Genomic DNA, 11435 nt, shown 5'->3' with positions numbered 1-11435 from the left:
AAAAACGGGGGTCAGTCCCATCTCTCCTTGCTCTTTTTTTACATCTTAATCTTCGCGTCTTCAGATTCTCTTGCTTGTTTGACCGTGCGATAAGGAGAGTATGTACTTTGTTCTTCAAACTCGCTGCACAGCTTTTTTTCCTCGGCCTTGCCCGGTACAATTTCCTTGAAACGGCGATAAGCCTTAAGCAGTTCTTCACGATCTGCGCCTTTTTCATACGCAAGCTCAACCTGCTGGAAAAACGCAATCACATCCACTGCTTCTTCAGTTGTCCAATCTTCATTCATCGGATATTGGTATTCCATTTTCTTCACTCCTTATAGATTAGCTTCCCTAAACAGAAAGCATCTTCATTTGATCATAAATTGTTCTTTACATTCTTTCAAGTTCATAATATAATTCATTTGTTTTACGTCTAAAAAACGGTTGAGAAACGGATTTTAATACACACTATTATGCATAGGTATCATTACAAAGGTGGGAAAACAATTGTCGCAACATGAAACACCCTTATACACAGGACTGAAAAAGCATGCAAGCAGACAGCCTGTTCAATTCCACATTCCCGGCCATAAAAAAGGGGCAGGAATGGACCCAGAATTCAGACAATTTATCGGTGAAAACGCATTAAGCATAGATTTAATCAATATTGAACCATTAGATGACCTGCACGCGCCGAAAGGCATCATTAAACAAGCACAGGATCTGGCGGCTGAAGCATTTGGCGCGGATCACACATTTTTTTCTGTTCAAGGCACAAGCGGCGCCATTATGACAATGGTTATGGCTGTTTGCGGACCTGGAGATAAAATTATTATTCCAAGAAATGTGCACAAATCAATCATGACAGCTATTGTATTTTCCGGAGCTGTCCCAATCTTTATTCATCCTGAAATTGACAATGAATTAGGTATCTCCCACGGCATTACACTTGAATCTGCTAAACGGGCGCTTACCGAGCATCCGGATGCAAAAGGGCTTCTTGTCATTAACCCGACATATTTCGGTGTTGCAGCCGACTTAAAAAGCATTGTAGAACTCGCTCATTCGTTTGATGTGCCGGTGCTTGTTGATGAAGCACACGGCGTTCATATTCATTTTCATGACGAATTGCCACTTTCAGCCATGCAGGCAGGAGCAGACATAGCAGCGACAAGCGTCCACAAACTGGGCGGATCACTGACACAAAGCTCTATTTTAAACATGAAAGATGGCCTTGTATCTAAAGACAGAGTGCAAGCCATCCTAAGCATGCTGACAACAACGTCAACATCTTACTTGCTTCTCTCCTCTCTGGATGTTGCCAGAAAACGCCTTGCAACAGAAGGCCATCAGCTTGCTGAGGAGACACTGAAGCTTGCTAACCAGACAAGAGATCGCCTCAATCAGATTGAAGGCATTTATTGTGTCGGTGCTGAGATCCTCGGTTCGAAAGCAGCTTACAGCTACGATCCGACAAAATTGATTATCTCTGTTAAAAACCTTGGACTTACAGGTCATGACGTTGAAAAATGGCTTCGTGAATCTTTTAATATCGAAGTGGAGCTTTCTGATTTATATAATATTTTGTGTATTTTCACTCCTGGTGACAGCCAAAACGATGCAGACCGTCTTGTAGAGGCTTTAGCAGAGATCGCACATCAAATGTCAGAACAGGATGTAACACATCAGCAAACTGAGGTTCTTCTTCCGGAAATTCCTTTATTGGCAATGACTCCGCGTGATGCATTTTACGCAAATACGGAAGTCATCCCCTTAAAAGAAGCAGCGGGACGGATTATCGCTGAATTTGTCATGGTATATCCGCCTGGTATTCCAATCTTCATTCCAGGTGAGATTATTACAGAAGAAAACATCAGCTACATTTTCAAAAACCTTGACGCAGGTCTCCCTGTTCAAGGACCTGAGGACTCGACTTTGAACATGATCCGGGTCATCAAAGAACAAAAAGCGATTCAATAAATAAAAAGCATGCGGCTAATAGCCGCATGCTTTTTTACTCTTCATCTACAGGACATTGACATTGTCCGCAGCATGTTCCGTATAATGTTGTCACTTTCTCATCTTCAAAGTAATGAATGGCTTCGTTGCAATCTTGACAAACAATCGTACCCATCTCTCATTCCCCATTTCTTTGAAATTTGAAAACGCTTAATTTCTTTTGTTGCTATTATATTAATATGTCACATTTAAAATGTCAACACTAAATTGTATAACACATTTAATTTAGATACACTTATATATGGCTCATTTTTTATTTTTCATCACATAATAGCATCTTCAATGCAATAGCTTTAATCGATACATATGCCAAAACACATATTGAAATTTCATGTTTTTTGAATTTTCATTGAAAACACAGAGATAAATGTGATATACCCCCAGGTCGGTATTTTAAACGATGAATATGATATGTATCTCACTTTAAAAACGGTTTCAATTATATAACAATTAGGTAACAAGAAGCAGTTTAAGCCGCCTCTCATGATAAACTAAAACTAGTTTACTATTGTTTATACAGAGGAGAAGATAGATGCGATATCGCGCGGTATTCCCCATACTGATAATAGTATTTGCTTTATCGGGCTGTACGCTTTCCACCATCAATCCCATGAAAAAAAGCCGGATTGACAATATTCATCATACACAAATTTTGTTTTTTTCTGATGAAAACCAAATTGACCAGGAAGCGCCATATTACGATGCACTGCTTGATTTAGAAAAGGATTATCCTGAGCAAATAGATAAAATGAAGGTCTATGATAACAAAGAAGGCTGGGAAGATGAGATTGAAACCGTCCCTACCCTGATGGTTGTTGATCAGCGCCATGTCGTGGTGAAAATCGAGGGATGTGTGAAAAAGAAAGAAGACATCATTAAGCCATTACAGCACGTGCTGACAAAATAAATAAAACAGCCCCCGCTTTAAGCGAGGGCTGTTTTTTGATATAAGCTTTATTTTACGATGTGAATCGGACTTCCGATTGCCACTTCAGCTGCTTCCATTGTGATTTCGCCCAATGTTGGGTGAGCGTGAATTGTCATTGCGATATCTTCAGCAGTCATGCCGCCTTCGATTGCTAAGCTTAATTCAGAAATCATATCAGAAGCACTTGCGCCGGCGATTTGCGCACCGATCACAAGACCGTCCTCTTTACGAGTGATCAGCTTCATGAAGCCGTCTGTTTCGTTAAGAGAAAGCGCACGGCCATTTGCTGCAAATGGGAATTTAGCAGCAACAATGTCAAGACCTTCCTCTTTCGCCTGTGCTTCAGTGTAACCAACTGATGCAAGTTCAGGCTCAGAGAAGACAACTGCAGGAATACCAAGGTAATCGATTTCTGCAGGCTCTCCAGCGATAGCTTCTGCTGCGATTTTACCTTCGTAAGATGCTTTGTGAGCAAGCGGCGGTCCTTCGATGATATCACCGATTGCATAAATGTTAGGTACGTTTGTGCGGCACTGTTTGTCAGTTTTTACGATACCGCGGTCCGTCATTTCAATACCGACTTGCTCAAGACCAAGCTCATCAGTATTTGGACGGCGTCCTACTGTAATCAGTACGTAATCAGCATCAACAGTTTTTTCTTCGCCTTTTACTTCAAACGTAACTGTTACGCCGTCTGGTCTTTCTTCAACGCCTTTAGCCATCGCATTTGTATGGATTTCAACGTTGCCTTTTTTCTTCAGTCTGCGTGTAACAAGAGAACTCATTTGTTTTTCGAAGCCTGGAAGAATTTCATCTCCGCCTTCAAGAATAACAAGCTCAGTTCCGAAGTTTGCATACGCAGTACCAAGCTCAGTTCCGATGTAACCGCCGCCGATAACAACGAGCTTTTTAGGAATTTCTTTAAGAGCCAAAGCGCCTGTTGAATTTAGGACACGCTCACTATATTTGAAGTTTGGCAATTCGATAGGGCGAGAACCAGTTGCAATGATTGCATTTTTGAACGTGTATGTTTGAGCTGAATTCTCATCCATCACACGAACTGAATTGCTGTCTACAAAGTAAGCTTCACCTTTTACAACATCTACTTTGTTGCCTTTAAGAAGACCTGCTACACCGCCAGTAAGTTTGTTTACAACGGAAGCTTTCCATTCTTGAACTTTTGTGAAATCGACAGTTACGTTCTCAGCAGTGATTCCCATGTCATCAGAATGCTTTGCATTCTCATAACGGTGACCTGCATTGATCAGTGCTTTTGAAGGGATACATCCAACGTTCAGACAAACGCCTCCAAGAGTTGCTTTTTCAACGACTGTTACTTTTTGTCCAAGCTGTGCAGCGCGGATGGCAGCTACATAGCCGCCAGGTCCCGCACCAATTACAAGAGTATCTGTTTCAATAGGGAAATCTCCTACTACCATAACATTACGCCTCCATTAAAATTAATTGTGGATCGTTCAGTAAACGCTTGATGTGATTTAATGCATTTTGCGCAGTTGCTCCGTCGATCATACGGTGGTCGAAGCTGAGAGAAAGAGCTAAGACTGGAGCTGCTACGATTTCGCCATCACGAACAATCGCTTTTTCTGCAATACGTCCGATACCAAGAATCGCAACTTCTGGATGGTTGATAACCGGAGTGAACCATTGTCCGCCGGCAGAACCGATGTTTGTAATTGTGCAAGATGCGCCTTTCATTTCAGCTGGAGCAAGCTTGCCTTCACGAGCTTTTGTTGCAAGGCCATTGATCTCATCAGAAATTTCAAAGACAGATTTACGATCTGCATTTTTCACAACCGGTACAAGCAAGCCTTTTTCAGTGTCAGCAGCGATACCGATGTTGAAGTAATGTTTTTGGATTACTTCATCTGTTTTATCGTCAATTGACGTGTTTAAAACAGGGAATTTTTTTAGTGCAGATGTAAGAGCTTTTACAACGTAAGGCAAGTAAGTCAGCTTGATTCCCTGATCAGCAGCAACCTGTTTGAACTGTTTACGATGTGCAACAAGGTTTGTTACGTCCACTTCATCCATTAACGTTACGTGAGGAGCTGTGTGTTTAGAGTTAACCATCGCTTTTGCAATTGCTTTACGGATACCGCTCATTTTTTCGCGTGTTTCTGGGAATTCGCCCTCTGGAGCAGGTGCAGCAGCCGGTTTAGCAGCTGTTTCTTGTGGTGCAGCTGTTTCTTGCGGTGCAGCTTCTTGCGCTCCTCCGTTTACAAAGCTGTCGATATCTTCTTTTACAACACGTCCGTTGTTGCCTGAACCAGTAACTTTACGGATGTCTACGCCTTTTTCACGAGCATATTTACGTACAGAAGGCATAGCGATCACACGTTTGTTCGGGTCAACTTCAGCTTGATCCTGCTGTCCTGCGCCAGTAGCTTTTGCAGGCTCTTGAGCTTGCTCTTCTTTCGCAACGTCTTGTCCAGCTTCTGCAGTTGACTGAACTTGTGCTTCAGTTTTCGCATCGTCAGACTCATCGCTGCCTTTAAATTGAAGATCTTCGTAACCAGGTGCATCAAACGTAATGATCGTTTGTCCAACAGTTGCAACCGTTCCCTCTTCAACTTTTAATTCTAATACTTTTCCTTTAACAGGTGAAGGAATTTCTACTACTGCTTTATCATTTTGGACTTCAGCCAGTACATCATCTTCGTCAACCTCATCGTTAGGCTTGACAAACCATTTTACGATTTCGCCTTCGTGGATACCTTCCCCGATATCTGGAAGTTTAAATTCAAATGCCACAGTTCTCGACCTCCTAGTTTGATTAAGCAATTTTAAAGTTTACATCATAAGCATTGAAAACAGATATATAATAGAGGGAAAACGTTCATCTTCCCTCTCGATTATGCAATTTGATTAAAATTCAAGTACTTTTCTTGCTGTTTCAAGAACGTCTTTGTGGTTTGGAAGCCATACGCTCTCTGCTTGAGAGAAAGGAAATACTGTATCAGGCGCAGCCACGCGAAGTACAGGTGCTTCCAAGCTCAGGATCGCACGGTCATTAATTTCTGCTACTACGTTTGCAGCAATACCGGCTTGTTTTTGCGCCTCTTGAACCACAATCGCGCGCCCTGTTTTTTCTACAGATGCGATGATTGTATCGATATCAAGCGGGCTTACTGTGCGAAGGTCGACAACTTCAGCAGAAATGCCGTCTTTTTCAAGCTCCTCAGCAGCTTTTAATGATTCATGAACCATTGCGCCGTAAGTGATGATTGAAAGATCAGTACCTTCACGTTTTACGTCAGCTTTGCCAAGCTCAATTGTGTATTCTTCTTCAGGAACTTCCTGACGGAAAGAACGGTAAAGCTTCATATGCTCTAAGAAGACAACAGGATCATTGTCTCTGATTGCAGAAATTAAAAGTCCTTTGGCATCGTAAGGAGTTGATGGAATAACCACTTTGATACCAGGCTGTTGTGCAACAAGACCTTCTAAGCTGTCAGCGTGAAGTTCAGGAGTATGAACACCGCCGCCGAATGGAGAACGAATTGTTACAGGTGAAGTCCAGCGTCCGCCAGAACGGTAGCGCATACGAGCCATTTGGCCAGAAACTGAATCCATTACTTCGTAAACAAATCCGAAGAATTGGATTTCCATTACCGGACGGAAGCCGTTTAAGCCTAAACCAAGGGCAAGACCGCCGATACCAGATTCAGCAAGTGGCGTGTCAAATACACGGTCTTCACCGAATTCTTTTTGCAATCCTTCTGTCGCACGGAATACGCCGCCGTTTACACCAACGTCTTCTCCGAAAACTAAGACATTTTCGTCATTTTTCAGTTCTGTGCGTAACGCATCCGTGATTGCTTGAATCATTGTCATTTGCGCCATGGCTTACTTCGACTCCTTCTGTGTATAAATTTCAAATTGCTCCTCAAGGTTGTGAGGCATTTTTTCGTACATGATTTTCATTAAATCAGTTACTTTTTGTTTAGGCTCAGCATCAGCTTTTTTGATTGCTTGCTTAATTTCTTCTTTCGCATCCTCAATTACTTTTGCTTCTTCTTCTTCAGACCATAAGCCTTTGTTTTCAAGGAACGCGCGGAAGCGTACAAGCGGATCTTTTTGTTCCCACTCATTTTCGATTTCTTTTGTGCGGTATTTAGTCGGATCGTCACCAGCCATTGTGTGCGGGCCGTAACGGAATGTAAGTGTTTCAATAAGTGTCGGGCCTTCGCCGTTGATTGCACGCTCGCGTGCTTCAGCAGTTGCAGCGTATACAGCAAGCGGATCCATTCCGTCTACTTGTACGCCGACAATACCGGCAGCTACAGCTTTTTGTGCAATTGTTTCAGCCGCTGATTGTTTTTCAACCGGAGTTGAAATCGCATAACGGTTGTTTTGTACTACGAAGATGGCAGGTGCTTTATAAGCGCCGGCAAAGTTAATTCCTTCGTAGAAGTCCCCTTGTGAAGCTCCGCCGTCACCAGTGTAAGTGATTGCAACAGCTTTCTTGCCGCGTTTTTTAAGACCTAGCGCAACACCGGCAGTTTGAATGTATTGGGCACCGATAATGATTTGTGGAGAAAGGGCATTCACATCATCAGGCATTTGGTTTCCTCTGAAATGTCCGCGAGAGAAAAGAAACGCTTGATATAATGGAAGGCCGTGCCAAATTAACTGAGGCACATCACGATATCCAGGAAGAACAAAGTCTTCTTTTTCAAGCGCGAAATGCGTTGCAATCTGAGAAGCTTCTTGACCCGCAGTAGGAGCGTAAAATCCGAGACGTCCTTGACGGTTTAATGAGATAGAGCGCTGATCAAGCACACGCGTAAATACCATGCGGCGCATAAGCTCTTTTAATTGATCATCAGTTAAATCAGGCATCGCCGCTTCATTCACGACTTCTCCCTTTTCATTTAAAATTTGGAACGTTTCGAACTGCTTTTTAATGGCATCAAATTGCTTCTTACTGTCAACGATAGCTTTTTTCGTTTTTGCAGCCATACTAAGTCACCTCTTCCTTTCTTTTAAACAGTCATTAGACGTGCATTCCTTTTATACATACAAACTTAGGGTACCCTAAAGTATCAGCAGTAAGTCGTATATATTTAGCCGATCCCCAGTTTGCCGAAACCTTTTATGTAGGATAGTTACACTCTGCTTTGAACTGTATTATTTCGAAGTTGTAAAAAACTAATACAACACCGCTTAACATGGATTAGTTTACACCAAATAAAGAAGAACCGTCAATCGTTTTCATCGCTGATTTTCAATAAATGTATTCGCTTTACATTTTCCTTTTAAAAAAGGATGCCGACTGTGTTCAAAACTGTACTAGTATACATCACCATACTGTACTACAATAGAAATGAAAATTTTGAACAAAATTGGCTCCCAATTATGAAAAAAAAGAGCTGTTCAAAGTCAGTTCTTTTTCACTTGATAGCCAGCAGCATCATATAGATCCTCCCGGGCTTTATTATATTTTTCTGTTTGTTCATTAAACTCCCCGCTATATTTAAGGACCTTTTCATAAGATGCATTGACTTTTTCGATCTGCTGATCCAAATCGTCTCGGGTCAAGTCTTTCTCTTTCAGTTGCTTATACAGCTTTTTATTAAGCTGAAGCGCATTTTGATATTCTTCATACATAGAGCTATATGATGAATACCTTTTTTCCATATGGCTTGCTGCGGTATCAGCTTTTTCTTTTATGCGCTTATCCTTGATTTTTTCAACGGACGTTTTTGCTTCCTCAAATTCTGTTTCTGATTTTTTGATGCTGTCATTTTCAATCTTCAAATGTTCTTCGCGCTTGCTGACGTTTTCAAGCGCCTCGTTAGATAAAGCAACAATTTTTTTATAATCATCCATATTGAGCTTCATGACATCATCATAAAGCTGATTTTCTTTCGCCTCTAATTCTTCAAGCGTTTTCTGTTCTTCTTGAAACGGCTTTTCCGATTCCGCAGCTTTTTCTAATGAGTGATGCATTGAATCAACCGGGTCCTTCCCTATACAACCTGTTAATAACAGCGTCACAGCACAAAAGGCTCCGATTTTCATTCCATGCCGCCGTTTTTTTGCGTCTTTCACGTTAAATCCCCCAATCTTGACAATTCCTACTATAGAATTCATGGAGGCATTTGACAATAGCTGTACTGTATGAATTCAACTCTGAAATCAAATCAAAAAAGTGAAAAAGCAGGACAGATGACCATACAACTTTTTTGTTTTTACATAGGTTATAGTAGACGCTATGCCTACTGATAAAGGCTCTGGCGTAATTAAAAGAGGAGGTTTTGCAATATGTATGGATATGGTTACGGCGGAGGCTGCTGCAGTTATGGTGGTTACGGTTATGGATATGGCTACGGCCGCACATTTGCGCTCATCGTTGTTTTATTCATTCTGTTAATCATTGTTGGAGCTGCTTATTTAGGCGGAGGCTGTTAATAATCGCACAGCACTGAACTTGACCAGCCATCTGCGGCTGGTCATTCGTTCGTTGCACCTTTGTGAGGAAATCCGATATAATTTACATATTAAGCTTTAGGAGTGAAGTTTCTTGATTACTATGGAAAACATCGTACGTGACGGCCATCCAGCACTAAGGGAGACAGCCGAACCTGTTAACCTGCCTCCGACTGATGCAGAAAAACAGCAGCTGGCCGACATGATTGAATTTGTTAAAAACAGCCAAGATCCGGAATTAGCCGAAAAATACAAGCTGCGTCCAGGCGTGGGACTCGCAGCTCCTCAAATTAATATCAAAAAACGAATGATCGCCGTTCATGCAGAGGATGCTGCCGGAAAGTTATACAGCTATGCTTTGTTTAATCCTAAGATCGTCAGCCATTCAGTTGAAAGAAGCTACTTAACAAGCGGCGAGGGCTGCCTGTCTGTTGACGAAGCAATCCCTGGGTATGTTCCCCGCTATGCTCGCATCAGGGTAAAAGGAACAACCCTTGAAGGAGAAAACATTGATATTCGTTTAAAAGGATTTCCGGCTATTGTATTTCAGCATGAGATTGATCATTTGAATGGCGTTATGTTCTATGATCATATTGATAAGGAGAACCCTTTCAAAGAACCTGAAAATGCAATCGCGATTGAGCGCTAAACGAAAAAACGGCTGGCACAGTGCCAGCCGTTTCTTTATTTTAAAAGGCCTAATTCTTTGACAGCGTACGCAATTCCATCTTCGTCTACCGGCTTCGTGACAAAGTCCGCAATTTCTTTCAATTCAGGAACAGCATTTCCCATAGCTACGCCTGTCCCGACATATTCAATCATTTGCAGATCGTTTAATCCGTCGCCGAATGCATATGTATCGCTGATATCAAACGGAAGACGCTCGATCACTTTTTTGATTCCTTCCGCCTTTGAGCCCCCGTGAGGCAGTACATCAGTCGAAAGTTCATGCCAGCGCACGAGATCAAATTCAGGAAAAGCGGCATAAGCTTTTTCTTCTTCATCCTGGCAAAATAATAGAAGCTGAAATATTTCTTTTCCTTCATAGAAAAGGTCATCAGTTTCCGGATAATCGGTTTTCAGGCTGCCGATTCCCTCTAAAACATGAGGGTGATCTGCAACAGTCGCTTTCATCGTGTCTTCAGCCATAAACACAACAGGATGTTTCCCCTCTCCCGCTTGCTGTAATAATCGTCTGATTGCCTCTTCAGGCAGCGGATTTTTATAAATCACTTGATTTTCAAAGACAACATACTGCCCATTATAGGAAATAAACGAGTGTATGCCCAGCTCCTCCAAAATCGGTTTAACCATAAACGGAGACCGTCCGCTGGCAATAAACACATGATGTCCTTGGCGCTGCAGCTCTGTAATCGTTTCTCTCGTACTTTCCGGTATATTCTTGTCATGATCATATATCGTACCGTCAATATCAAAAAAAATTAATTTTGAATTCATCGTAACTTCCCCTTTATCATCTTGATCTGCAATTCCCACCCTCATCATACAGAAAGATTGCCATTCAGCAAACTATTTCGTTTAAAAAGCACAATAGATTCCATTAATAACCACGAAAAGTCTTCCTCAATCTTCGTATACTATTTGTATAAAACAACTCTGGGGCAAGTATGTAATGAAAGGAGGGACTAACTAATGCTGCGCAAATTAAGAAAGAAACTCAGAAGACAATGGAACGGAATGCTTCGCAAGAAAGCGATTGCCTGACAAGGGATCTTTCACTTTTCGATAGGTCCTTATTTTGCTCAAGGCTTTCCTTATATTCCGTTTTCGAATATAATAGAATGAGCGAGTCTAACATACGGCATTTAAGGAGAGATTTGGATGATTTATAAGGTATTTTATCAAGAAAAGGCTGACGAAGTACCTGTTCGGGAAAAGACAGATTCACTTTATATTGAAGGCGTATCTGAGCGTGACGTCAGAACAAAGCTGAAAGAAAAGAAATTGAATATTGAGTTTATTACACCTGTTGATGGTGCATTCTTAGAATATGAGCAACAGAGCGAAAATTTTAAAGTATTGGAGTTATGAG

Annotated in this window: 13 protein-coding genes; 5 read left to right on the top strand and 8 right to left on the bottom strand. The window is 41.6% G+C overall.

The window, feature by feature from the left end:
* Positions 1-38: 38 nt before the first annotated feature.
* Positions 39-305 (bottom strand): UPF0223 family protein, encoded by a 267-nt coding sequence (locus MOB98_RS18675; protein WP_268362821.1) that lies wholly within the window; start codon positions 303-305, stop codon positions 39-41.
* Positions 306-489: 184 nt separating this feature from the next.
* Here MOB98_RS18675 and speA point away from each other — a divergent pair, with 184 nt between their 5' ends.
* Complete coding sequence (speA, locus tag MOB98_RS18670) at positions 490-1962, top strand: arginine decarboxylase (protein WP_268367393.1); 1473 nt, start codon at positions 490-492, stop codon at positions 1960-1962.
* A 34-nt stretch (positions 1963-1996) separates the two neighbouring features.
* Here the strand turns inward: speA and MOB98_RS18665 are convergent, their stop codons facing one another.
* Entirely contained in the window at positions 1997-2116 is a 120-nt protein-coding gene (locus tag MOB98_RS18665) for a GapA-binding peptide SR1P (protein ID WP_003232305.1), read from the bottom strand.
* Positions 2117-2533: 417 nt separating this feature from the next.
* Here MOB98_RS18665 and slp point away from each other — a divergent pair, with 417 nt between their 5' ends.
* Positions 2534-2908 (top strand): peptidoglycan-associated lipoprotein Slp, encoded by a 375-nt coding sequence (gene slp / locus MOB98_RS18660; protein WP_268361924.1) that lies wholly within the window; start codon positions 2534-2536, stop codon positions 2906-2908.
* A 47-nt stretch (positions 2909-2955) separates the two neighbouring features.
* On the opposite strand, the gene lpdA is transcribed toward slp, so the two are convergent.
* From lpdA to MOB98_RS18635, 5 genes are all read right to left on the bottom strand, one after another.
* Positions 2956-4368, bottom strand: a complete 1413-nt coding sequence (gene lpdA / locus MOB98_RS18655; protein ID WP_003232309.1) for a dihydrolipoyl dehydrogenase — start codon at positions 4366-4368, stop codon at positions 2956-2958.
* A gap of 4 nt (positions 4369-4372) precedes the next feature.
* Positions 4373-5701, bottom strand: coding sequence for a pyruvate dehydrogenase complex dihydrolipoyllysine-residue acetyltransferase (pdhC, locus tag MOB98_RS18650; RefSeq protein ID WP_003232311.1), 1329 nt, complete (start codon positions 5699-5701; stop codon positions 4373-4375).
* A gap of 114 nt (positions 5702-5815) precedes the next feature.
* On the bottom strand, positions 5816-6793 hold the full coding sequence (gene pdhB, locus MOB98_RS18645; RefSeq protein WP_014113660.1) for a pyruvate dehydrogenase complex E1 component subunit beta: 978 nt from the start codon (positions 6791-6793) through the stop codon (positions 5816-5818).
* Between the two features lie 3 nt (positions 6794-6796).
* Positions 6797-7912 (bottom strand): pyruvate dehydrogenase (acetyl-transferring) E1 component subunit alpha, encoded by a 1116-nt coding sequence (gene pdhA, locus MOB98_RS18640; RefSeq protein ID WP_003222294.1) that lies wholly within the window; start codon positions 7910-7912, stop codon positions 6797-6799.
* Between the two features lie 420 nt (positions 7913-8332).
* On the bottom strand, positions 8333-9004 hold the full coding sequence (locus tag MOB98_RS18635; protein WP_268361919.1) for a YkyA family protein: 672 nt from the start codon (positions 9002-9004) through the stop codon (positions 8333-8335).
* Between the two features lie 213 nt (positions 9005-9217).
* Between MOB98_RS18635 and MOB98_RS18630 the strand changes: the two genes are divergently transcribed.
* Both MOB98_RS18630 and def read left to right on the top strand, forming a co-directional pair.
* Complete coding sequence (locus MOB98_RS18630; protein ID WP_268361916.1) at positions 9218-9364, top strand: YjcZ family sporulation protein; 147 nt, start codon at positions 9218-9220, stop codon at positions 9362-9364.
* Positions 9365-9476: 112 nt separating this feature from the next.
* A complete protein-coding gene (gene def / locus MOB98_RS18625; RefSeq protein ID WP_268361914.1) occupies positions 9477-10031 on the top strand; it encodes a peptide deformylase in 555 nt (184 codons plus the stop codon).
* A 35-nt stretch (positions 10032-10066) separates the two neighbouring features.
* On the opposite strand, the gene MOB98_RS18620 is transcribed toward def, so the two are convergent.
* Positions 10067-10840, bottom strand: coding sequence for a Cof-type HAD-IIB family hydrolase (locus MOB98_RS18620; RefSeq protein ID WP_268361911.1), 774 nt, complete (start codon positions 10838-10840; stop codon positions 10067-10069).
* A gap of 384 nt (positions 10841-11224) precedes the next feature.
* Here MOB98_RS18620 and rnpZA point away from each other — a divergent pair, with 384 nt between their 5' ends.
* Positions 11225-11434, top strand: a complete 210-nt coding sequence (gene rnpZA, locus MOB98_RS18615) for an RNA polymerase subunit omega 1 (RefSeq protein ID WP_268361909.1) — start codon at positions 11225-11227, stop codon at positions 11432-11434.
* Position 11435 lies beyond the last annotated feature (1 nt).

Origin of the sequence: Bacillus sp. N13C7, assembly GCF_026790065.1 — a bacterium.
GTDB lineage: Bacteria > Bacillota > Bacilli > Bacillales > Bacillaceae > Bacillus.
Note: the sequence above shows the minus strand (reverse complement) of the source record. Positions and strands in the feature narration are given on the sequence as shown.

What these genes read in the sequence shown, in the direction of transcription:
- rnpZA (WP_268361909.1), top strand. Translation starts at nt 11,225, where the DNA reads ATGATTTATAAGGTATTTTATCAAGAAAAGGCTGACGAAGTACCTGTT.
- pdhB (WP_014113660.1), bottom strand. Translation starts at nt 6,793, where the DNA reads ATGGCGCAAATGACAATGATTCAAGCAATCACGGATGCGTTACGCACA.
- MOB98_RS18620 (WP_268361911.1), bottom strand. Translation starts at nt 10,840, where the DNA reads ATGAATTCAAAATTAATTTTTTTTGATATTGACGGTACGATATATGAT.
- MOB98_RS18675 (WP_268362821.1), bottom strand. Translation starts at nt 305, where the DNA reads ATGGAATACCAATATCCGATGAATGAAGATTGGACAACTGAAGAAGCA.
- MOB98_RS18665 (WP_003232305.1), bottom strand. Translation starts at nt 2,116, where the DNA reads ATGGGTACGATTGTTTGTCAAGATTGCAACGAAGCCATTCATTACTTT.
- pdhA (WP_003222294.1), bottom strand. Translation starts at nt 7,912, where the DNA reads ATGGCTGCAAAAACGAAAAAAGCTATCGTTGACAGTAAGAAGCAATTT.
- slp (WP_268361924.1), top strand. Translation starts at nt 2,534, where the DNA reads ATGCGATATCGCGCGGTATTCCCCATACTGATAATAGTATTTGCTTTA.
- lpdA (WP_003232309.1), bottom strand. Translation starts at nt 4,368, where the DNA reads ATGGTAGTAGGAGATTTCCCTATTGAAACAGATACTCTTGTAATTGGT.
- MOB98_RS18630 (WP_268361916.1), top strand. Translation starts at nt 9,218, where the DNA reads ATGTATGGATATGGTTACGGCGGAGGCTGCTGCAGTTATGGTGGTTAC.